The organism is Endozoicomonas gorgoniicola, assembly GCF_025562715.2.
GTDB lineage: Bacteria > Pseudomonadota > Gammaproteobacteria > Pseudomonadales > Endozoicomonadaceae > Endozoicomonas_A > Endozoicomonas_A gorgoniicola.
The window spans coordinates 1,338,418-1,360,310 of the sequence record NZ_JAPFCC010000001.1; the positions used below are offsets into that span (position 1 = coordinate 1,338,418).

19 protein-coding genes are annotated in these 21,893 nt (G+C 50.3%); 16 read left to right on the top strand and 3 right to left on the bottom strand.

Annotated elements, in window-relative coordinates:
- Window positions 1-52: 52 nt before the first annotated feature.
- Window positions 53-811 (bottom strand): bifunctional 2-polyprenyl-6-hydroxyphenol methylase/3-demethylubiquinol 3-O-methyltransferase UbiG, encoded by a 759-nt coding sequence (gene ubiG / locus NX722_RS06155; protein WP_262568618.1) that lies wholly within the window; start codon window positions 809-811, stop codon window positions 53-55.
- Between the two features lie 239 nt (window positions 812-1,050).
- Between ubiG and tnpA the strand changes: the two genes are divergently transcribed.
- The 14 genes from tnpA to NX722_RS06225 all read left to right on the top strand — a co-directional run bounded on the left by tnpA (window position 1,051) and on the right by NX722_RS06225 (window position 16,821).
- Window positions 1,051-1,482, top strand: coding sequence for an IS200/IS605 family transposase (gene tnpA / locus NX722_RS06160; protein WP_262563698.1), 432 nt, complete (start codon window positions 1,051-1,053; stop codon window positions 1,480-1,482).
- A gap of 158 nt (window positions 1,483-1,640) precedes the next feature.
- Window positions 1,641-2,171: a hypothetical protein gene (locus NX722_RS06165; RefSeq protein ID WP_262567215.1), complete on the top strand. Its 531-nt coding sequence runs from the start codon at window positions 1,641-1,643 to the stop codon at window positions 2,169-2,171.
- A 545-nt stretch (window positions 2,172-2,716) separates the two neighbouring features.
- Complete coding sequence (gyrA, locus tag NX722_RS06170) at window positions 2,717-5,368, top strand: DNA gyrase subunit A (RefSeq protein ID WP_262567216.1); 2,652 nt, start codon at window positions 2,717-2,719, stop codon at window positions 5,366-5,368.
- Between the two features lie 109 nt (window positions 5,369-5,477).
- Window positions 5,478-6,611 (top strand): 3-phosphoserine/phosphohydroxythreonine transaminase, encoded by a 1,134-nt coding sequence (gene serC / locus NX722_RS06175; protein WP_262567217.1) that lies wholly within the window; start codon window positions 5,478-5,480, stop codon window positions 6,609-6,611.
- An 89-nt stretch (window positions 6,612-6,700) separates the two neighbouring features.
- The gene (pheA, locus tag NX722_RS06180) at window positions 6,701-7,786 is read left to right on the top strand and encodes a prephenate dehydratase (RefSeq protein WP_262567218.1); all 1,086 of its coding nucleotides are present in this window, start codon (window positions 6,701-6,703) and stop codon (window positions 7,784-7,786) included.
- A gap of 36 nt (window positions 7,787-7,822) precedes the next feature.
- Entirely contained in the window at window positions 7,823-8,938 is a 1,116-nt protein-coding gene (hisC, locus tag NX722_RS06185; protein ID WP_262567219.1) for a histidinol-phosphate transaminase, read from the top strand.
- The gene (locus NX722_RS06190) at window positions 8,938-11,193 is read left to right on the top strand and encodes a bifunctional prephenate dehydrogenase/3-phosphoshikimate 1-carboxyvinyltransferase (protein ID WP_262567220.1); all 2,256 of its coding nucleotides are present in this window, start codon (window positions 8,938-8,940) and stop codon (window positions 11,191-11,193) included. The genes hisC and NX722_RS06190 overlap by 1 nt, the downstream gene beginning before the upstream one ends.
- 95 nt (window positions 11,194-11,288) lie before the next feature.
- Complete coding sequence (gene cmk, locus NX722_RS06195; RefSeq protein ID WP_262568619.1) at window positions 11,289-11,957, top strand: (d)CMP kinase; 669 nt, start codon at window positions 11,289-11,291, stop codon at window positions 11,955-11,957.
- Window positions 11,958-12,225: 268 nt separating this feature from the next.
- Entirely contained in the window at window positions 12,226-13,902 is a 1,677-nt protein-coding gene (rpsA, locus tag NX722_RS06200) for a 30S ribosomal protein S1 (protein WP_262567221.1), read from the top strand.
- A gap of 295 nt (window positions 13,903-14,197) precedes the next feature.
- A complete protein-coding gene (gene ihfB / locus NX722_RS06205; RefSeq protein ID WP_034873481.1) occupies window positions 14,198-14,482 on the top strand; it encodes an integration host factor subunit beta in 285 nt (94 codons plus the stop codon).
- A 76-nt stretch (window positions 14,483-14,558) separates the two neighbouring features.
- Window positions 14,559-14,879, top strand: coding sequence for a LapA family protein (locus tag NX722_RS06210; protein WP_262567222.1), 321 nt, complete (start codon window positions 14,559-14,561; stop codon window positions 14,877-14,879).
- Window positions 14,879-16,057, top strand: a complete 1,179-nt coding sequence (gene lapB, locus NX722_RS06215; protein WP_262567223.1) for a lipopolysaccharide assembly protein LapB — start codon at window positions 14,879-14,881, stop codon at window positions 16,055-16,057. Before NX722_RS06210 ends, lapB begins: the two co-directional genes overlap by 1 nt.
- Before the next feature lie 92 nt (window positions 16,058-16,149).
- Window positions 16,150-16,431, top strand: a complete 282-nt coding sequence (locus NX722_RS06220; protein WP_262567224.1) for a ComEA family DNA-binding protein — start codon at window positions 16,150-16,152, stop codon at window positions 16,429-16,431.
- A gap of 114 nt (window positions 16,432-16,545) precedes the next feature.
- Window positions 16,546-16,821 (top strand): Gfo/Idh/MocA family oxidoreductase, encoded by a 276-nt coding sequence (locus NX722_RS06225; RefSeq protein ID WP_262567225.1) that lies wholly within the window; start codon window positions 16,546-16,548, stop codon window positions 16,819-16,821.
- Window positions 16,822-16,863: 42 nt separating this feature from the next.
- Here NX722_RS06225 and NX722_RS06230 read toward each other — a convergent pair whose 3' ends face one another.
- Window positions 16,864-17,226 (bottom strand): RNA recognition motif domain-containing protein, encoded by a 363-nt coding sequence (locus NX722_RS06230; RefSeq protein ID WP_262567226.1) that lies wholly within the window; start codon window positions 17,224-17,226, stop codon window positions 16,864-16,866.
- Window positions 17,227-17,610: 384 nt separating this feature from the next.
- The gene (locus tag NX722_RS06235; protein ID WP_262567227.1) at window positions 17,611-17,850 is read right to left on the bottom strand and encodes a YecH family metal-binding protein; all 240 of its coding nucleotides are present in this window, start codon (window positions 17,848-17,850) and stop codon (window positions 17,611-17,613) included.
- Window positions 17,851-18,130: 280 nt separating this feature from the next.
- On the opposite strand from NX722_RS06235, the gene NX722_RS06240 reads away from it, so the two are divergent.
- Both NX722_RS06240 and NX722_RS06245 read left to right on the top strand, forming a co-directional pair.
- Window positions 18,131-19,201 carry an ADP-ribosylglycohydrolase family protein gene (locus NX722_RS06240; protein ID WP_262567228.1) on the top strand — a complete coding sequence of 357 codons (1,071 nt, stop codon included), beginning with the start codon at window positions 18,131-18,133 and terminating at the stop codon, window positions 19,199-19,201.
- Between the two features lie 201 nt (window positions 19,202-19,402).
- Window positions 19,403-21,856: a DNA translocase FtsK gene (locus tag NX722_RS06245; protein WP_407647961.1), complete on the top strand. Its 2,454-nt coding sequence runs from the start codon at window positions 19,403-19,405 to the stop codon at window positions 21,854-21,856.
- Window positions 21,857-21,893 lie beyond the last annotated feature (37 nt).

The window sequence follows — 21,893 nt, forward strand, 5'->3', positions numbered from 1 at the left end:
CTTCAGTGCATTGATACGCTTCGGGAGCCTGGAGTCAGTGTTGCTGATGTCATTAAGCAGGTTTACTGCCGTAAATCAGGTAGTTAACATCCGTGTCGCCGTCTTTTAACCGATAGGTTTTTGTCAACGGGTTGTACACCATGCCAGTGATATTGTGTAGCTGCAATTGCACTTTTCGCATCCAGGCGTGGAGTTCTGACGGTTTAATAAACTTGCCGTGTTCGTGAGTACCTTTGGGCAGCAGCCTCAGCACGTATTCTGCCCCGACAATGGCAAACAGCCAGGCTTTGGGGGTGCGGTTGATGGTGGCAAAGAAAATCTGGCCACCGGGTTTCAGCAGTTTATTGCAGGCTCGAATGACCGAGCCGGGGTCCGGAACATGCTCCAGCATTTCCAGGCAGGTGACAACATCAAAAGTGCCGGGCATTTCATCGGCCAGCTCTTCCACGGTGACTTTGCGATAGGTAACTGAGACTTCACTTTCCAGGCTGTGCAGGCGTGCCACTGAAAGCGGTGCTTCCCCCATATCGATACCGGTAACGTCAGCACCGCGCAGCACCATGGACTCGCTGAGAATGCCGCCACCGCAGCCAACGTCCAGCACTTTTTTACCAGCCAGCCCCACTCGTTCATCGATGTAATTCAGGCGCAGCGGGTTGATTTCATGCAGTGGTTTGAACTCTCCTTCCCTGTCCCACCAGCGGCTGGCGAGTTCTTCAAACTTGGCGATCTCGGCCGGATCAACGTTGTTTGCAGAACGGCTCGGTGAAGGGGCTTCTGTATTAGCTTTACTTGAATCTGGAGAATGCATCATAGTTGTCCGGGTTCCGACATTACCACTATTTTATCGAGAAGCTTTATAGAGCATCATTGTTTCTATTTTCAGGGGATTATACCTGCGGCGATGCGATAGTTCATGCACCGGTGAGAACAGTATTTATAATTAACACTGATAAACCCCCGGCTATGCCGGGGAGACTCTCATAGGTTTAACCGTAGCGACAGTAGCTAACCTTCAGTTTCCGACCAAGAAAATTGAAGGTAAAACCAATGAGAGACTACAAGAGTTTGGCTCATACGCGTTGGGATTGTAAGTACCATATTGTCTTTATCCCAAAGAGAAGACGAAAGGTAATCTATGGGAATTTGAGAAAGTTTCTCGGAGAAATATTTCATGAGCTTGCCAGAAGGAAAGGCTGCAAAATTCTCGAAGGGCATTTGATGTCTGATCATGTTCACATGTGCATCAGTATTCCACCCAAATATCCGGTATCTCATGTCGTTGGATATCTGAAAGGAAAGTGTGCAATAGAGATTGCGAAAAATTTCAAAGGCAAGCAGCGTAACTTTAACGGAGAGCATTTTTGGGCAAGAGGTTACTTTGTCTCAACAGTAGGACTTGATGAAGAAGTGGTTCGGGCATATATCCGAGATCAAGAAAAGAATGATGGAAATAGAGATCAGTATGATCTTGACTGGTAAGCGCCCTTGGGCGCAATAAAAGCCCTTAGAGGGCGTAATCTGATAAGCCTCCGGCTATGCCGGAGGTCAGTTAACTTTTTTAAAGACTGGGATTTAAAGATAAATCTGTCTGCCATGGGTAAGTGCGAATTAAGCTTGAGAAGGTGCTGGAGGGGGGTATGTATCCTGATTTAGAAAAACTGCTTAGCGACTTAAGCAAGATTAGCCCTTTAAAAGCACAGGGGGATCAGTTGCCCGGCGATGAGAACTGTATTTTTCAGCTGGAAAAAAGTGGTGAATACTACTTTCTGATGCAGTGTCCTTTTTTTGAAAATTCTGACAGAGTCGCTCCCCCGTTGCTTGATGGCTTTTTCATGTACGCCATTCTTGCGAGTTTTCCTCAGCAGGTCATGGTTGGGGCAGGTCATACAAACGAAAATTACAGGAAAGTGCAAAGAGTCAGGGGGCATGTCTCCATTACTCTTGGGGCGGATGCGTTATACGCTGGAGAGCTGGTTTTCAGCGGGCGAAGACTGGTCAGTTGGAATCATGTTTCAGGACATTTCCTTCCCACACCAGAGCAGCGCCACACTCAGCTGACGCCTAATGTTAAACGGCTGCTACCAGAGTACTTGTTTGTTGACCCTATTGCTGAAATGCACCGACGCAGGCATGAGCTTTTGCAAGAATTCATGGATGAAGAATGGTAATAAAATGGCACAGAGCCTGAAGCTTACTCATTCAATACCTGACAGTGTTTTTGTAGCTTAAGCTACGCCACCGATAAGAGTTTTGCTTTCACAAGTCTCAGCAGATTGCGTGTTTTCCAACATTGCAGTGGGAAGTAGCACGTAAGTTTTTATTTGAAAGCTGCCCTGAAGTGGGTTTGACTCGCAGTTTCAGGCTGGTCTGTGGTATTATTTCGCCTTTATTGACACCAAATTTTGTTGCCGGTCATCCAGGTCGGGTTTTGCCTCTGAAACCCCGATGACCGAATGAATCGGAACCGGAGTACCGACAGAAACGCAAAACTGTACCTTTTTTATCGTGATGCCGCTCTTGTTATAACGCTCTTGTTATAAATAGTTGGGTAAACACCGGGTTAAGCAGTTTTCATCTTTCGATCTCAGGGTTTCAAGTCTGCCGCACATAAGGCCTCTTTCACTCAATAGCTCTGAGCTGTCGGGTGAGCTGGGTTCGGAATGGATGCCAACAGGTGACAGGCAGGCGCAAGCAAAAGGACGACTGGGTTTCCATGACAGATATCGCTAAAGAGATTCTTCCGGTAAACATCGAAGACGAACTCAAGCAGTCCTACCTGGACTACGCCATGAGTGTTATCGTCGGGCGAGCCTTGCCTGATGTGCGTGACGGCCTTAAGCCCGTACACAGGCGCGTACTGTTCGCGATGAACGAACTGGGCAACGACTGGAACAAGCCCTACAAAAAATCCGCCCGTGTGGTGGGTGATGTAATTGGTAAATACCACCCACACGGTGACAGTGCGGTATACGACACCATCGTTCGTATGGCCCAGCCATTTTCCATGCGTTATATGCTGGTGGATGGTCAGGGTAACTTTGGTTCCGTTGACGGCGACTCCGCTGCGGCCATGCGTTATACGGAAATCCGTATGCAGAAGATCAGTCATGACATCATGGCCGATCTCGATAAGGAAACCGTTGATTACGTACCCAACTACGATGGCAGTGAGCAGATTCCTGCCGTTATGCCAACCCGTATTCCTAGCCTGCTGGTCAATGGTTCTGCGGGTATCGCCGTGGGTATGGCGACGAATATTCCACCTCACAACCTGACCGAAGTGATCAACGGCTGTCTGGCACTGATTGATGACGAAACGCTGTCTGTTGATGACCTGATGCACTACATCCCGGGTCCTGATTTTCCGACGGCAGCCATTATCAATGGTCGTGCCGGAATCCTGCAGGCTTACCGCACCGGACGTGGGCGGATTTATATCCGCGCCCGTGCGGATATTGAACATGATGAAAAGCGCAATAAAAGCACCATCATTATCACCGAAATTCCTTATCAGCTGAACAAAGCCCGACTGATCGAAAAAATTGCCGAGCTGGTAAAAGATAAGAAAATTGAAGGTATCAGTGAGCTTCGCGACGAGTCCGACAAGGACGGTATGCGCATTGTTATTGAGCTGCGCCGGGGCGAAAACGCTGATGTGGTTCTGAACAACCTGTACGCCCAGACTCAGCTGGAGTCCGTGTTTGGTATCAACACGGTGGCTCTGGTCGATGGTCAGCCTAAGATTCTGAACCTGAAAGAGCTGCTGGAAGCCTTTATTCGTCATCGTCGTGAAGTGGTCACCCGCCGAACTGTTTATGAACTGCGTAAGGCGCGAGAGCGGGGCCACCTGGTAGAAGGTCTGGCAGTTGCGTTGTCCAATATTGACCCGATGATCGAGCTGATCAAAGCCTCTCCGACGTCTGCTGAAGCCCAGGAAAAACTGATGGCGAAAGGCTGGGAGCCGGGTTATATGATGGAGATGGCAGCGCGTGCCGGTTCTGATGCCTGCCGTCCTGAAGACCTGCCGGAGCAGTTTGGCCTGCGTGATGGTCAGTACTACCTGTCTCCGGCCCAGGCCAAAGCTATCCTGGAGATGCGGCTGCATCGCCTGACCGGTCTGGAAATCGAAAAGCTGCTGGCTGAATATCGTGAGCTTATCGAAAAGATTGCAGAGCTGTTGCATATCCTTGCCAGTCCTGCCCGTTTGCTGGAAGTGATTCGCGAAGAGCTGGAGAAGGTGAAAGAAGAGTATGGCGATGAGCGTCGTACCGAAATCACCAGCTCCCGTCGCGACCTGACCGTTGAAGACCTGATTGATGAAGAAGACATGGTGGTGACCCTGTCTCACGGCGGTTACGCGAAAACAACGACACTGGATACCTATCAGGCTCAGCGTCGTGGTGGTCGGGGTAAATCAGCGGCTTCCGTGAAGGAAGAAGATTACGTTGAACATATGCTGGTGGCGAACACCCATACCCAGATTTTGTGTTTCTCCAGTAAGGGTAAGGTGTACTGGCTCAAGGTGTACCAGATTCCGGAAGCGGGTCGCACGTCCCGTGGTCGCCCGATTGTGAATATTCTGCCGCTGGAAGAAGGCGAGCGCATTACCGCTATGCTGCCAGTGGATGAATACACTGAGGGTCATTATGTCTTTATGGCAACGACCCGGGGAACGGTGAAAAAGACGCCGCTGGAACAGTTCTCCCGTCCACGCGGCAGTGGTCTGATCGCATTGGGTCTGGAAGAAGGTGATACGCTTGTTGGGGCTCAGATTACCGATGGTGAAAAGCAGGTTATGCTGCTGTCCAACGCGGGCAAAGCCATCCGTTTTGAAGAGACCGATGTGCGCCAGATGGGACGTACTGCCCGTGGTGTGCGTGGTATCAAGCTACAGGATGGGCAACGGGTGATCTCCCTGATTATTCCGGAGGAAGGCGCGCAGATTCTGACGGCCAGTGAAAATGGCTTTGGTAAGCGTACTTGTGTTGAAGACTTCCGAATCACCGGTCGTGGCGGTCAGGGAGTGATCTCCATGCAGTGTACGGACCGGAACGGTCATATTGTCGGTGCGATACAGGTGCAGGACGGTGAAGAGGTGATGCTGATCTCCGATCAGGGTACCCTGGTACGTACCCGTATTGATGAGATTTCTGTGATGAGCCGAAATACTCAGGGTGTTACCCTGATTAAGGTTCAGGAAGGTGAGAAGCTTGTGGGGGTTGCCAGGGTTGAAGAGCCTGAAGAAGGTGATGCCCCGGAAGCGGAAGCGGAAGAGCCAGGAGCTGAAGTGCAAAGTGCCGACGTGAAGACTGATGACAGTGCTACTGACACTGCCGACGTCAACGCTACTGAGCAGAATGACTGAAGGGTCTGATTGAATAAAACGCCAGCGCATCATGCTGGCGTTTTTGTCTGTCGCCGCAGGGGAGGTGGCGGATACCACAGCCTGAGAAGGCTGTCAGTCTGGAGAGTTAATGGTGAATAATATTATTGGTCCTATAGCTATGGATAAACCTGCAGCGATAGATAAACAAGTGTTCAACTTTTCTGCCGGCCCTGCGCCTATCCCGAGGGAGGTGCTGGAGCAGGCCCGGGAAGAACTTCTCGACTTCAAAGGGCTGGGTGCATCGGTGATGGAGATCAGTCATCGGGGTAAAGAGTTTACCAGGGTGGCAGAAGAGTCTGAGCAGGATCTGCGTGAACTGATGAATATTCCAGCCAATTACAAGGTGCTGTTTCTGCAGGGTGGCGCCCGTGGTCAGTTTGCGGCGGTCCCCCTGAACCTGAAAGGCAGTAAAAAAAGTGCGGATTATGTTAACAGTGGGTACTGGGCGCAGTCAGCCATTAAAGAAGCCCAGCGTTATCTGAATGTCAACATCATTGCTGATGGCAAACTGTCCGGGTTCCGGCAGATGCCTTCGCAGGAGCAGTGGCGCTTTAGCAGCGATGCTGCCTATGTCCATTACACGCCGAACGAAACCATTGGTGGTCTGGAATTTCCGTTTATTCCTGAGACCGGCGATGTGCCGCTGGTGGCGGATATGTCTTCAAACATTCTGTCGCGGCCCATTGATGTCAGTAAATTTGGTGTGATTTATGCAGGCGCGCAAAAAAACATTGGACCTGCTGGCCTGACCGTGGCGATTGTTCGTGACGACCTTCTGGAACAACGATCTTCAGCCTGTCCTGCGGTCTGGGATTATGCGACTCAGGCAGACAAGGACTCCATGTATAACACGCCCCCAACTTTTGCCTGGTATCTGGCCGGGCTGGTGTTTAAATGGCTGAAGCGACAGGGCGGGCTGGCAGAAATGGACAAGATTAATGAGCGTAAAGCGCGCAAGTTGTATGGTCAGATAGAAAGTACCGGGTTTTACCGCAATAATATTGATCCCTGCTGGTGCTCGCGTATGAATGTGCCGTTTACCCTGGCCGATCCGGAACTGGATTCTGTCTTTCTGGCAGAAGCTGGCAAAGAAGGTTTTATGTACCTTAAAGGGCATAGGGCTGTAGGCGGTATGAGAGCCAGTATCTATAATGCGGTTCCGGAAACTCATGTTGATGCGCTGGTTGGTTTTATGCAGGAATTTGAACGGCGTTATGGTTAACCCGGCGTGAATATTTAACCGACTTTCAGGTGGCAGTAACCGGATTGCCTGAAGGTCTTTGATTGCAGTATAAAGAGCTGAGAATAACTATGACAGATGACAAGCTGACCGGACTGCGCAAGAGTATTGATAAGCTTGATGGTGAAATCCTGAAGCTGATCAGTGACAGAGCCAGATGTGCTCAGGAAGTGGCGCAGGTTAAGCAGCAGGAAGACAGCGATGCTGTCTATTATCGCCCGGAGCGTGAAGCGCAGGTTCTGCGTCGTGTCATGGAACGTAACGACGGGCCTCTGGGCGACGAAGAAATGGCGCGCCTGTTTCGGGAAATTATGTCGGCCTGCCTGGCGTTGGAAGAGCCTGTTAAGGTAGCGTTTCTGGGGCCTGAGGGTACCTTTACGCAACAGGCGGCGGTTAAGCATTTTGGGCATTCGGCCGTTTGTGTCCCCATGTCAGCCATTGATGAGGTGTTTCGTGAGGTGACTGCCGGTGCAGTTAATTATGGTGTAGTACCGGTTGAAAATTCTACGGAAGGTGTCGTCAGTCATACGCTCGACAGTTTTATGGATTCCAACCTGAAAATCTGTGGTGAGGTGGTTCTGCGGATTCATCAGAATATGCTGGTGTCAGAGAATACCCGCCGGAATCATATTACCCGCATCTATTCTCATGCCCAGTCACTGGCTCAGTGTCGTAAGTGGCTGGATGCTCACTGGCCAATGGCTGAGCGTGTTGCCGTAAACTCGAATGCCGAAGCCGCCCGCAGAATCAAGGGTGAGTGGAATTCGGCGGCGATTGCAGGTGATATGGCCGCTGAAATGTACGGTCTGGAAAAGATTGCCGAGAAAATTGAGGATCAGCCTGACAACTCAACCCGATTCCTGATCATTGGCAATCAGGATGTGCAGATCAGTGGTGCTGATAAAACGTCTATCGTCGTCAGTATGCGTAACCAGCCAGGTGCCCTGCACGCTATTCTGGAAGTCTTTCAGGTACATAATATCGACCTGACCCGAATTGAGACGCGTCCTTCCCGCAGTGGTACCTGGAACTATGTATTCTTTATTGATTTTTCCGGGCATATTGATGACCCGGTGATCAAAATTGTGCTGGAAAGACTGGGAGAGCGAGCCAATGACCTGAATGTGCTTGGTTCTTATCCTAAGGGTGTGCTGTAAGAAACGTGAGCTGTAAAACAATTTAACAGGTGATTTATGGGATGTGATTTTGTCGAGCTGGCCGTTTCGGGTGTAAGGTCGCTGAGTCCTTATCAGCCTGGTAAGCCTGTAGAAGAACTGGCAAGAGAGCAGGGGCTTGACGTGGATGCCATTGTTAAGCTGGCCAGTAACGAGAACCCGCTGGGTCCGGCACCGTCTTCACTGGATGCTATTGGACGACATCTGTCAGAGCTGGCACGTTATCCGGATGGCAATCTGTTTAATTTGCGTGATGCGTTAAGTCAGAAACTGGCGATTCAGCCTGAGCAGATTACCTTCGGGAATGGTTCAAATGATGTGTTGGTGCTTCTGGCTCAGTCATGGCTGCAGCCAGGGGTGTCTGCCGTTTTTTCAGAGTATGCCTTTGTTGTTTATCCTATCGCTGTTACAGCGGCAGGTGCGGAGAGTATTGTGGTGCCTGCCAGAAACTGGGGGCATGATCTGGACGCCATGGCTGACGCTGTGCGGGACGATACCCGCATGATTTTTCTGGCGAATCCGAATAATCCAACCGGAACGGCGTTTACCCGGGATGAGCTGACAGGCTTCCTGAATAAGGTACGCAGTGATGTCATTGTGGTTCTGGATGAGGCGTATTTTGAGTATGTGCAGGACGAACGCTATCCGGATGGTGTCGCTTTGCTTAAGCAGTATCCAAATCTGGTGGTCACCCGGACGTTCTCCAAAGCCTATGGTCTGGCGGGAAGTCGGGTTGGTTACGCCGTTTCCAGTGTGGAGATGGCCGGTGTGCTTAATAAACTACGACAGCCGTTTAATGTAAATAATCTGGGTGAGTGCGCGGCGGTTGCAGTTCTGAATGACGATGAATACCTGCAGCGTTCCCGTGATGTGAATACGCAGGGGTTGCAAACGGTAGCGGCTGGCCTGCGGGCAATGGGTTTTGAATACATTCCTTCCATGGGGAATTTCATTACCTTTGATACGGGGGGCGATGCCAGGGTCTATTACCAGAAACTGTTGGAAAAAGGGGTGATTGTTCGCCCGGTTGCTAATTATGGGATGCCAGGACATTTGAGGGTATCCATTGGTCTGCCGGAAGAAAATGAGCGTTTCCTGCAGGCTTTGAAAGAAGTAAAAGAAGTGGTGTCGTAGTGAACGCTCAGAGATTGCAGATAAACAGAATCAGGGTGCTTGTGGTCGGCCTGGGGCTGATTGGTGGTTCTTTTGCCGCTGCGCTGAAAGAGAAAGGGATTTGTCATGAGGTTGCAGGCTATGACTGTAGCCGCGATTCTGTTGATATTGCCTTTGAAAATGGCCTGATTGACAGCCCCTGTTATGATTTGCCCGATGGGGTGGGTCGTGCTGATGTTGTTATGCTGGCGGTTCCCATGCTGGCTATGCCTGCGGTGCTTCAACAGCTTGTGGATGTGCCGCTGGCGGGCAAGGTGGTGACTGATGTGGGCAGTTGCAAAGGGTCACTGATTGAGTCTGCACGACAGTTGTTTGGTGAAGTGCCTGCCTGTCTGGTACCGGGACACCCTATCGCCGGTTCTGAAAAAAGCGGTGTAACAGCAGCCAGACCTGATCTTTTTAAAGGTCATAAAGTGATTCTGACACCGCTGTTGCACACCGACACTCATGCTACGGCATTGATTAAGTCGCTCTGGCAGGCCTGCGGCGCGCATGTTGACAGTATGGATATCGGGCATCACGATGAGGTGTTGGCGCTGACCAGTCACCTGCCTCATTTTCTGGCTTTCTCTCTGGTCGACACTCTGGCCGGTAATCGGGAAAACCAAGAGATATTTCGTTATGCGGCTGGAGGTTTTCGGGATTTTACCCGAATTGCCGGCAGTGACCCGACCATGTGGCATGATATTGCCCTGGGTAACCGGGACGCTGTTTTACAGGCGCTGGACCGTTTTACAGAAGGTCTTGAAGGGCTTCGAAACGCCATTATAAATAAAGACAGTCAACGCATGCTGGGTATTTTTGAACGGGCATCCACTGCCCGGCAACATTTTACCAGTATGTTGGAAAGAAGAGCCTATATGACCTCGTTGAATGACACTGAAACTATGAATGAAGTACAACAAACCTTTGTTGCCCAGCCGGGTGGCAAAGTGACCGGAGAACTGCGGGTTCCCGGTGATAAGTCTGTTTCCCACCGCTCCATCATGCTGGGCGCCCTGGCAGAGGGAGAAACGGTTGTTGATGGTTTTCTGGAAGGTGAAGATGCCATGGCAACGCTGCAGGCCTTCCGTGATATGGGTGTGGATATTGAAGGTCCACACGATGGCCGGGTCACTATTCACGGCGTGGGTATGCACGGGCTGCAACAGCCGCCGGGACCGCTCTATCTGGGTAATGCCGGTACGGCTATGCGCCTTATGGCAGGGCTGATGGCTGCGCAGTCTTTTGATGTCACCCTGACGGGCGATACGTCTTTATCCGGGCGTCCCATGAACCGGGTGGTTAAGCCTCTCACTGAAATGGGGGCGAGCATTGAAACCGCAGAGGGTGGGCGTCCACCGTTGGTGATTAAAGGTGGTCAGGCACTGAAAGGTATTCATTATGACTTACCGGTAGCCTCTGCCCAGGTTCAGTCCTGCCTGCTGCTGGCGGGTCTTTACGCTGAAGGGGAGACGTCTACGGTCGCTCCGGGAATTGTTCGTGATCATACAAATCGTATGTTGTCCGGGTTCGGGTATCCTGTGGCAGTAGATGGCGAGCGGGTGGCAGTACAGGGCGGACATAAACTGACAGCGACCCGAATTGACGTGCCTGCCGACATTTCATCTGCGGCGTTTTTTCTCGTAGCAGCCAGTATTGCGGAAGGTTCCGACCTGACCCTTCCTCATGTTGGCATCAATCCAACCCGAACCGGTGTGCTGGATATTCTGCGTCTCATGGGGGCTGACATAACCCTGTCCAACGAGAAACTGGTAGGCGGTGAACCTGTTGCAGATATTCGTGTGCGATACGCGCCTTTGAAAGGTATTAAAATTCCTGAACATCTTGTACCTCTGGCGATTGATGAGTTTCCGGTACTGTTTGTCGCGGCAGCCTGCGCTGAAGGTGAAACCATTCTGCATGGCGCTGAAGAGTTGCGGGTCAAGGAAAGTGACCGGATTCAGGCTATGGCTGATGGTTTGCAGGCACTGGGCATTGATGCAGAAGCCTTGCCTGATGGTATGATTGTCAAGGGCGGTAAGCCATTTGCGGCAGGTACGGTTGAGAGTCATGGAGATCATCGCATTGCCATGGCCTTTGCGGTGGCTTCATTGCGGTCGCAGGGCGCAATCCGCATTAAAGACTGTGCCAATGTTGCCACCTCATTCCCGAATTTTGTCAGGCTGGCCAGTCATGCCGGCCTGAAGTTATCTGTTGAAGGACAAGACGAGTGAGTAACTCTGAAAACCCTGAGTTGGGCTTACAGGCTTCTGATCAGAACTCTGACCATAACTCTGGCGATAGAGCAGCGTACAAGGCGAACGCCCCTGTGGTGACCATTGACGGTCCCAGCGGTTCAGGTAAAGGTACGGTCGCAGCCCTGCTTGCCAAGGAGCTGGGCTGGCACCTGCTTGATAGTGGCGCTCTGTACCGGCTGACAGCGCTTGCAGCAATCAATCATGGTGTTGATTTTGCTGACGAGTCTTCTCTTGAGGTGCTGGCTGGTCATCTTGATGTCCAGTTTGAGCCGGGGCAGGGTGAGGAAGGCATGACCATTATCCTTGAAGGTGAAACGGTAGGTGCTAATCTGCGAACTGAAGAAGTGGGTGCCAAAGCGTCGAAAGTGGCGGCTCTGCCAAAAGTTCGTGCTGCTCTGTTGAAGCGTCAGCGTGACTTTGCTCACGGAGCGGGGCTGGTGGCTGATGGTCGTGATATGGGAACGGTTGTGTTCCCTGCCGCAGACTTCAAGGTTTACCTGACAGCCAGTGCAGAAGAGCGGGCAAAGCGTCGACAAAACCAGTTGCAACTGAAAGGGATTGGTGCTAGTTTTGATCGGCTTTTAGCTGACATTCAGGCACGGGATGAACGTGATATGAACCGTAAGGTGGCTCCGCTCAAACCGGCCGAAGGCGCTCTGCAACTGGATAGCACCCGCCTGACTATTCAGGAAGTGTTTAGCCGCATACTTGATGGTATGCGACAGAAGGGTCTTATCTGAGGCCTTGCTGCCAGTCAGCTTTTAATCAGGCATTAGATAATAACAACAGGCTGTCTGGCAGTGTCAGACAGCCTGTTATTTTTCAAATACAGACATCCGGTTGTTGTCTGTATTAACCCCAAAGAGTCCGGAATTGGCTGAATGCCAGTGTTTCCAGCTCCGGACTGAATGAAACTAACCCACACTGACTGGCGGTGTGGCCGGCAGGCAGAACAACATCCTGGTACCAGGGTGCTCTGACTGCACTGTCGAACTGATAGGAATGACCATGAGCGAAAGCTTTGCTGATCTGTTTGAAGAAAGCCTGCAAGAAATCGAAATGAAGCCGGGCGCTATTGTTAGCGGCCAGGTAATCGATATCGACAACGACTGGGTGACCGTACACGCTGGTCTGAAGTCTGAAGGCGTTATCCCTAAAGCTCAGTTCCTGAACGAACAGGGCGAACTGACCATCGCTGTTGGCGATGAAGTTCAGGTTGCTCTGGACGCTGTTGAAGATGGTTTCGGTGAAACCCGTCTGTCTCGTGAAAAAGCCAAGCGTATGGAAGCTTGGGGCGAGCTGGAAAAAGCCTTCGAAGCTGAAGAAATTGTTAAAGGTGTTATCTCCGGTAAAGTCAAAGGCGGCTTCACTGTTGACGTTAATACTATCCGTGCGTTCCTGCCTGGTTCTCTGGTTGACGTTCGTCCAGTTCGTGACACTGCTCACCTGGAAGGCAAAGAGCTGGAATTCAAGGTAATCAAGCTGGATCAGAAGCGTAACAACGTTGTTGTTTCCCGTCGTTCCGTACTGGAAGCTGAAAACAGCGCTGAGCGTGAAGAACTGCTGGGTACTCTGCAGGAAGGTCTGGAAGTTAAAGGTATCGTTAAGAACCTGACCGACTACGGCGCGTTCGTAGATCTGGGTGGTGTTGACGGCCTGCTGCACATCACTGACATGGCCTGGAAGCGCATCAAGCATCCTAGCGAAATCGTTAATGTTGGTGACGAGATCAACGTTAAGGTTCTGAAGTTCGACCGTGAGCGCAACCGCGTATCTCTGGGTCTGAAGCAGCTGGGTGAAGATCCATGGGTAGCTATCACTAACCGCTTCCCGGAAGGCACCCGTGCTTCCGGTCGCGTAACCAACCTGACTGACTACGGCTGCTTCGTTGAGCTGGAAGAAGGTGTTGAAGGTCTGGTACACGTTTCCGAAATGGACTGGACCAACAAAAACATCCACCCATCCAAAGTGGTTGCTCTGGGTGACGAAGTTGAAGTTCAGGTTCTGGACATCGATGAAGAGCGTCGTCGTATCTCCCTGGGTATCAAGCAGTGCAAGACCAACCCATGGGAAGACTTCTCCGGTTCCTTCAACAAGGGCGACAAGCTGGCTGGTAAGATCAAGTCTATCACTGACTTCGGTATCTTCATCGGTCTGGACGGTGGCATCGACGGCCTGGTTCACCTGTCTGACATCTCCTGGAACGAAGCTGGCGAAGAAGCTGTACGTCAGTACCGTAAGGGCGACGAAGTTGAAGCTGTTATCCTGGCTATCGACGCTGAGCGTGAGCGTATCTCCCTGGGTATCAAGCAACTGTCTGAAGATCCGTTCAACGCCTTCGCTGGCCTGAACGAGAAGGGCTCCATCGTTAAGGGTGTGATCAAGGAAGTAACCGCTAAGGCTGCTACCGTTGAACTGGCCGAAGACGTACTGGCTACTCTGAAAGCTTCCGAAATCAGCCGTGACCGCGTTGAAGACGCAACCAACGTTCTGAAGGAAGGCGAAGAAGTAGAAGCTCGCATCATCAGCATCGATCGTAAGAACCGCAACATCAGCCTGTCCATCAAAGCGAAGGACGAAGCTGAAGACAAAGCGGCTATCAAGGAGCTGCGCAGCACTGCTCCTGAAGCTTCCGGTCCTACCACTATCGGTGACCTGATCAAAGCTCAGATGGAAAACAAGTAAGATCAAATGATCTGACTGTTAAGCCATTAAGCTTGAAAAAAACCGTAGGAGAAGTTCTGCGGTTTTTTTTTCGTCTGTCGAAAATTCAGGCTGCGATTTTCAGCAGGCTTATCAATAGCTTGCTTGATTTCTTGATTTGGGTTAGCTAGGGTAGGAATCGTCTGTACTGGCTTCGTGTCCTAACGCTGGTAAATCACAACAGAACTTTAAATGGTTGGTGTTTTTACATTTCAATGGCTAACGGGCTTTGAAATTCGATACCATCAGGGAGTGGCAGGGGAAAGGAACCATGGCAATAACCCGGTCTGAATTGATTGAACGGCTTGCAGAGCAGCAACAGCAGTTGTCTGTAAAAGATGTCGAGCTGGCCATCAAGGCAATAATAGAACAAATGTCACAGTCGCTGGCCAACGGAGAGCGCGTTGAAATACGTGGTTTTGGCAGCTTTTCACTTCATTATCGAGCACCGAGAATTGGCAGAAATCCAAAAACCGGAGAGTCGGTTTCTCTGGCAGGAAAATACGTCCCGCACTTCAAGCCTGGCAAGGAAATGCGTGACAGGGTGAATAATTCCGTTTAATCGTTTTTTCACTGGAATGACCGGAGTAAACTGGTCCATCCGGGGCTGGTCACTTAATCTGGAGTTTGTTGTTACTATGGTTTCAGTTCTGGGAGCTTGGCTGAAGCGCTTACTGGTATTATTTCTGCTGATTATTATGTTGGTCATACTGGTCAACTTTGTGATTAGCAATCCGCAGCGGGTTGATTTTCAACTGGCTGGTATGCAACTGCCTGAACTTAAGGCTTCAACGGCAGTCATCGCTGCATTCATTGTTGGTGGAGTCTGTGGCTTGCTGGCGTCAATGTTTGCGATTGGCAGGCTGCGTCTGGCGAATGCCAGTTTCCAGCGCAAACTGGGACGCCGCGATGCAGAATTGCAGAAGCTGAGAGCGAATGCCCTCAAGGGACTGAGTTAATGCCTGATGTTGCACTGCTGGCTCTTATTGTAGTAGCCATGCTGGCAGGTTATCTCTTGGGTCGAAGGGATCTTAGGAAAAAGAATCAATTCCAGTCATCCGGCCAGCCTCTTTCCAAAGAGTATTTTGTAGGGTTGAATTATCTGTTGAATGAACAAACGGATGAGGCAATTGAAACATTTATCAAAGCGCTGGATCTGAACAACGACACGGTTGATACCTATCTGGCACTGGGTAGTCTGTTTGCCCGACGCGGCGAGGTAGAAAAGTCCATTCGTGTGCATCAGGACCTACTTGCCAGGCCAAGCCTTACGTCTTCGCAATCCCTTCGGGTTCAGTTGGAACTGGCAAAAGATTTTATGCAGGCTGGTTTGCTGGATCGTGCTGAAGCCATGCTGGCTGACATGGCTAAAAATAATCATGAGTATCGGCCTGAGGCTTTGCAGCAGTTACTCAAAATCTATGAGCAGGAACGGGAGTGGTCCAAGGCTGTTGCCGTGGGTGAAGAGTTGCGCAAATCTGGTGAAGATCAGTATGGCGTGGTTCTGGCGCATTTCTACTGTGAGGGTGCGCAGATATGTCTGGATCGCAACGACCGGGTGTCTGCCAGAAAGGCCATCCGTCAGGCGTTCACGCGGGATAAAAACTGTGTCAGGGCTTCATTGCTGTTGGCCCGGATGGAATTTGATGATGCTCGTTACCGGGATTGTATTAAAGCGCTTGAAAAAGTCGCGCAGCAGAATAGCCAGTATGTTCCGCTGACTCTGGAGTTATTAGAGCAGGCTTATAACAGGCTGGGTAATGTTCGTGGCTTTTCTGCTTTTCTTGGGCGCTGCCTCAGTGATAGGCCTGGCGGGGCGGTCATCCTTGCCATGACAAAAGTTCTTGCCTGTGATCGGGGGGATGAACAGGCATTAAGGTTTCTGACTGATCAGCTGGGTAAAAATCCTTCACTGAAAGGTTTGAATGCCCTTATGACTCTGCAGCTGAGAAATCCTACTGTCGGAAGTCTGCAGAGTATTCGTCTGCTGAAAGAGATGACGGATAAAATGCTTGAACTGAAGCCGGTTTATCAATGTAACTCCTGCGGTTTTTCCGGAAAGGAAATGCACTGGATGTGTCCTGGGTGTCATTCGTGGGGAGCCATTGCACCGGTGCAGGGGATTGAAGGTGAGTGAGGTTTTGCATGGTTGATCAAATTAATCTAAACCTTTAAGTAAGAGCTTGCTTGCGAGCTCGTTTCTTTTTAAGGCGTTGAAGGAGCAAAGCCATGAGAAAGACAATTACCGCACTTCTTACTTCACTGTTTCTTTCCTTTTCAATTCCTGTTTTTGCTGAGCAATCGGTTAAATCCGGAAAAATTAATGTTAATGAAGCAACGGTTCAGCAGCTTAATGAGTCGCTGGTTGGTGTGGGTCCGAAAATAGCCAGAGAAATTGTTAACCATCGAGAGTCTCATGGTTCATTCCATTCAATGGAAGACCTTGATAAGGTGAAATACATAGGCTCAGCATTATTAGAGAAAAATAAAAATAAAATTGTATTTGATTAAATAAAGTTGTGATTCAATGTCAGGCGCCATGTTCATATCAATGAGCATGGCGTTTTTTTTAGTACTGAGTAAACAGCTTATGCCCGCAGGGTTATCACTTGCTTCTGGAAGCCCATGGCACCTGACATGGACGGTTGCCGGGCGATAGTTGAAGCGGTAAAAACCCATAAGGTCATGCTAAGTGTCTGTCACCTTCTGCGTTACACCGTTTATACCATGCGCCTGAAAAACTTATTGGACAGCGGCGTTGTTGGGGATGTCTGCGCTATTCAGCATCTTGAGCCCGTAGGCTATTGGCACCAGGTGCATTCCTTTGTCAGAGGGAACTGGGCTAATGAAGCAGCCAGTGCTCCCATGCTGATGAAAAAGAAGCAGGAAGATAACTCGTAACGATAGCTATCTTCCCTCAAATTAATAATCCCCAGCGGGTTATTATTGATTGAAACGGCGGTTATTGTTGGGACTCTGGTTGTTGTGGCTCTGGTTGTTGTTTTTGCGCCCACCGCTTCTTTCAGTGGCAAAATTAACCCTCATGTTACGGCCATCTAGTTCTTTACCGTCCATGCTGAGTGCTGAATCTGCGGATTCTTTTTCAGCAAATGTGACAAAAGCAAAACCGCGAGACCGACCGGTTTCGCGGTCAATAATCACACGGATTTCATCAATTTCACCAAATTGCTCGAAAGCAATCTGCAGGTCGTTTTCATTCGCGCTAAAAGGCAGGTTACCTACAAACAGTTTGTTCTGTTGCATGGTAAGAAGGTCTCCAATAATGACGTTTTTTAACTCGACCATTTGCCTTAGAAACATCGAACGTCAACAGGATTACGTCGTTCTGGGGCATCAGTAAGTCAGAGTGTTATTAAAATAACCCTGGCAGTCTTTTGCTCAGGACTAAATTGACCAGTATCCAGACAGGAGTCCGTTTACAGATCCAATAACGCACCATAGCAGGGCTCTAGTGAGTTGTACCCTAAACTGTTTGGGCATGACACCAGATTATAACCTGTAGTACTTATGTCAAGGGCGTAAGCAGGAGTTGGTTCGCAGTGTGTTGGAACCAACGGTGGTAATTTAACAAGTTACCTTATATTTTTTATTGTTTTTCAATGAATTACAGCCCGACCGGTTATTTTTTCAGCCTTTAGCGTAATTGCAGGAACTTCTGACGCAGGTCAATTAGTGTTTGCAGCGGCAGCCAACAAAATGCACCTGTTCATTTTTCAGTGTTAATTTCCCTTTTGCGATAAACAGCTCTAACAGTTGGTCAGCATTCAACCCTTCAGCAGAGCAGGTGTGAAAAAGATTGTCACTGCCAAAGTGGCGGGTAATGGCTGTCAGAATTTCCTCTTTGCTCACAGGCTGGTTGTACTCACGAATCAGATTAAGAACATTATGGCCGTGGATGGATTCTTGCATCTTGCGTTCCTGATAAAGTAGTCAATTAAACCGGTAAACATACCTCCGGCTTAAAAATAAAACATAAGTACTAATACTTGGTTTTGCCGGATGATCTATGCTCTGTTCTTTTCGGTCGCTTACTCGTGAGTCGGGAGTTGCTATGAGAATTGCCGGAAACTGGCTGTTATGCCAGCTGTGCAGGGTCATTGTATTGTCAGGGTGGGTCATGGTGCTTGCAGGGTGTGACAACTCGGTGTTACAAGACCACAATACTGGAGCAACTACTGAGGATCAGAGCATGAACCGCATCGATTCCACTCAACCTGTTGTGAAAGACTATCCGGATAACATCAGCCGCAGCGACCGCGTCAAGGGCGCTATTTTTGGCTATCTCGCCGGGGACGCGCTGGGCTTGGGTACTCACTGGTATTACGATCTCGGTGAGCTGCAGAAGGATTTTGGTCACTGGATTGACCGTTATCAGGATCCCAGGCCGGACGGTAGTCATAGTTTCGCCAATATCAGTCGCTATCGCCATGAGCAGGGCTTAAGGGCTGGCGATATTTCCCAGACCGGAGAGCTGTTTACCCTGTTGCTGGAATCGGTCGTTGCAACAGGGCAGTACAATGAAACAGATTTCCATGACCGGCTGGATGGCTTTTTCAGTAAGCTGTCTGGAGAGAGCTTTTCCGGCCGATACACGGAATCCATTATCAGGCATATGGTTAAGCAGCGGAATGGAGGTATCAGCTGGCAGGACCGTAAGCTGGCATCCAGTTCAGATACCAGCGATGGGGCGCAAATGGCAGTGGTTCTGGCTCTGCTTTATGAGGACCCGGAAACTCTGGCTATTGAAGCAGATAACATGATGCAGCCATTTTTCAGCAGCGACTTTGTTCGTGGTAACCAGGTGGTTTATGCCCTGACTCTTCAGGCTCTTATGAAAGGGGTGCAACTGGAAGACCTGCGTGATTATCTTTACAAACAGCTGAAGAACCCAATGATCCGCTCTTTAATCGGTGGTTATGACAATGTCCACACGGTGGTCAATGGCGCTATTGCCTGGCACCCCGAAGTAGTGCGAATTGAACCAGCGCTGCACGTCAGTCAGGTGTACGGTATGGATTGTCAGTTAACACACCTGTTGCCAGCTAGCTATTACCTGATGCACCGTTACCCAAATGACTTTGAACAAGGGGTGCTGTCTGCCATCAATGGCGGCGGTAATAATATGGCAAGAGCCGCGCTGACAGGAGCATTGTTAGGTGCAATGAATGGTATTCAGGGCATTCCCGAACGTTTTGTAAGGGACCTGAATTACACGGAACAGTACATGCGTCTGGCAGAGAAACTGGCATCGTTGCCCTGACACAACATGCTCTGGACAATTTGATACAACTTTCATTGACCTGTTGGATGGCAACCGATGAATCCCTCGTGTTATCTTTTAATGTATATATAAACAGTCCTTCAGGAACTTGACCGGGAATAGTGACCACAGCAGGGCAGGCTATTCCCGGTCCGGCTCCCAGCCGGGACCCTTGCGAGGCTATTTTTTAATAGACTGGGAATGTCTGAAAATTCGAGAAAAAAACGCGGTAGTACGGACCGTTCACAACCGGCAAGCATCAAAAAAAAATTTGTGAAGTCATCCATCCGTGATTCACTGAATGACGCCCTTGCATTGCGACTGCGGGAGGCAGGAATGCTGGTGCTGCTGGTGCTGGCGGGTTTCTTGTCTGCGGCGCTGATGACCTATGCGGCAGAAGATCCTGGCTGGAACTACGCAGGTTTTGACGGTGAAATTATCAATGCTACAGGACGTGTCGGTGCCTGGTTTGCTGATTTTCTGTTTTCTCTGTTTGGGCTCTTCGCGTGGATGGTCCCGCTGGTGTTGTTTGGCAAAGTAGCACTGATTGTCCGCTACCGATACGAAACCTGGCAGTGGAGTCTTAGTCTTTTCACGGTACGCTTTTTCGGAATGGTACTGGCACTATGTGCCGGGTCGGCTCTGGCCGGGTTGTACTTTCCTGAGATCAGCGGGTTGCCATCGTCTACGGGAGGCATCGTTGGTCATATTATCCTTCAGCAGTTTTTACCCGTGTTTAATGCGGTAGGCAGCAGCCTGCTGCTGTTAGCCGTGTTTATCACCGGATTAACGCTGTATACCGATATTTCCTGGTTCCGGGTGATTGACCTGATGGGGAGGCTGGTGATCTGGGCGTTGACGGCCTGTCTGACGGTTGGACGTCGCTGGACTACAGTTGCTTACCACCGCCTACAGAATGCACTGGATCAATGGCGGGATCGACGGGCAGAAGCCAGGGCGCGGAAGGCAAAGAAAAAAGAAGAAGCCAAAGTAGCGAACCGTGAAGATAAGGTTGCACCAGCCTTATTGCCTGTTATCGAGGCACCAGAGTCTGAAGTCAAAATAGAGTCAAAGCCCCACAATGTCACCGCAAGTAGCAGCGTTGAAAGCAGTCCCCGTAAGGAACGACAGGAAACTCTGTTTGAAGAGTTGCCGGAAGGTCGTTTTCCAGCGGTTGGTTTGCTCGACGAAGTGGCTAACTCAAACGGTGGTATCAGTCAGGATGACCTGAATGCAGTATCGCGTTTATTAGAGCTTAAACTCAAAGACTTTGGCGTTGACGCTGAAGTCGTGGCTGCCCATCCCGGTCCCGTGATTACCCGTTACGAGATTCAACCGGCACCGGGCACCAAAGCCAGCAAAATCAGTAATCTGGCAAAAGACCTGGCCCGGTCTCTGGCAGTGATCAGCGTCCGGGTGGTGGAAGTGATCCCCGGTAAATCTGTGATGGGTATTGAGATTCCCAACGATGACCGGGAGATTGTTTACTTTAGCGAAGTGGTTTCGGCAAAAGCCTTCGACCAGGCCAAGTCTCCCTTGTCCCTTGCCCTGGGTCACGATATAGGCGGTCAGCCTGTGGTGGTTAACCTTGCGAAAATGCCCCATTTGCTGGTGGCGGGTACCACCGGCTCGGGTAAATCGGTGGGTGTTAACGCCATGATTCTGTCCATGCTGTTTAAAGCAAGTCCTGAAGATGTGCGGCTGATCATGATTGACCCGAAAATGCTGGAACTGTCTATCTATGACGGCATTCCACACTTGCTGGCACCGGTTGTGACCGACATGAAAGAAGCAGCCAATTCCCTGCGCTGGTGTGTGGCTGAAATGGAGCGTCGTTATAAGCTGATGGCGGCTCTCGGGGTTCGTAATATTGCGGGCTACAACCAGAAGGTAAAAGAGGCTCGCGGTCAGGGGGAACCACTGCGCGACCCGTTCTTTGAGCCTTTGTCTCTGGGTGGCGAAGCGCCACCAGAACTGGATACCCTGCCATTTATCGTGGTGGTGGTGGATGAATTTGCCGACATGATGATGATTGTTGGTAAGAAGGTTGAAGAGCTGATTGCCCGGATTGCCCAGAAAGCCCGTGCAGCGGGTATTCACCTGATTCTTGCCACGCAGCGGCCTTCCGTTGATGTGATTACCGGTCTGATCAAGGCTAACGTACCGACCCGTATCAGTTTTCAGGTATCGAGTAAAATTGACTCTCGTACCATCATTGATCAGGGTGGGGCGGAGCAGTTGTTAGGGCATGGTGATATGCTCTATCTGCCTCCTGGAACCAGTGTACCGATCCGTGTTCATGGTGCCTTTGTCAGTGATGATGAAGTTCACCGGGTGGTGGCTGACTGGAAAAAACGTGGTGTGCCGGATTATATTGATGACATTCTTAACGGTGTCGAAGCCGGTTCATCTGGCGGTAGTGCTTTCAGCGCAGGGCTGGACGGAGACAGCGAACAGGACCCGTTATACGACGAAACCGTTGCTTTTGTGACGGAGAGTCGCAGGGTGTCCATCTCTTCGGTACAGCGTAAGTTTAAAATCGGTTATAACCGCTCCGCTAATATCATTGAAGCCATGGAGCAGGCGGGGGTGATCAGTCCGGCAGGGACCAATGGTGCCCGTGAAGTGATCGCTCCGCCGCCGGTAAAAAATTAATCGGTTGTTTTATTGTTTTTATTGTTGATGTTGCTGC

Bases quoted from the DNA above. Each gene is read 5' to 3' on its own strand.
- ubiG (WP_262568618.1), bottom strand. From the start codon at position 811: ATGCATTCTCCAGATTCAAGTAAAGCTAATACAGAAGCCCCTTCACCG.
- tnpA (WP_262563698.1), top strand. From the start codon at position 1,051: ATGAGAGACTACAAGAGTTTGGCTCATACGCGTTGGGATTGTAAGTAC.
- NX722_RS06165 (WP_262567215.1), top strand. From the start codon at position 1,641: ATGTATCCTGATTTAGAAAAACTGCTTAGCGACTTAAGCAAGATTAGC.
- gyrA (WP_262567216.1), top strand. From the start codon at position 2,717: ATGACAGATATCGCTAAAGAGATTCTTCCGGTAAACATCGAAGACGAA.
- serC (WP_262567217.1), top strand. From the start codon at position 5,478: ATGGTGAATAATATTATTGGTCCTATAGCTATGGATAAACCTGCAGCG.
- pheA (WP_262567218.1), top strand. From the start codon at position 6,701: ATGACAGATGACAAGCTGACCGGACTGCGCAAGAGTATTGATAAGCTT.
- hisC (WP_262567219.1), top strand. From the start codon at position 7,823: ATGGGATGTGATTTTGTCGAGCTGGCCGTTTCGGGTGTAAGGTCGCTG.
- rpsA (WP_262567221.1), top strand. From the start codon at position 12,226: ATGAGCGAAAGCTTTGCTGATCTGTTTGAAGAAAGCCTGCAAGAAATC.
- NX722_RS06210 (WP_262567222.1), top strand. From the start codon at position 14,559: ATGGTTTCAGTTCTGGGAGCTTGGCTGAAGCGCTTACTGGTATTATTT.
- lapB (WP_262567223.1), top strand. From the start codon at position 14,879: ATGCCTGATGTTGCACTGCTGGCTCTTATTGTAGTAGCCATGCTGGCA.
- NX722_RS06220 (WP_262567224.1), top strand. From the start codon at position 16,150: ATGAGAAAGACAATTACCGCACTTCTTACTTCACTGTTTCTTTCCTTT.
- NX722_RS06225 (WP_262567225.1), top strand. From the start codon at position 16,546: ATGGCACCTGACATGGACGGTTGCCGGGCGATAGTTGAAGCGGTAAAA.
- NX722_RS06230 (WP_262567226.1), bottom strand. From the start codon at position 17,226: ATGGTCGAGTTAAAAAACGTCATTATTGGAGACCTTCTTACCATGCAA.
- NX722_RS06235 (WP_262567227.1), bottom strand. From the start codon at position 17,850: ATGCAAGAATCCATCCACGGCCATAATGTTCTTAATCTGATTCGTGAG.
- NX722_RS06240 (WP_262567228.1), top strand. From the start codon at position 18,131: ATGAACCGCATCGATTCCACTCAACCTGTTGTGAAAGACTATCCGGAT.
- NX722_RS06245 (WP_407647961.1), top strand. From the start codon at position 19,403: ATGTCTGAAAATTCGAGAAAAAAACGCGGTAGTACGGACCGTTCACAA.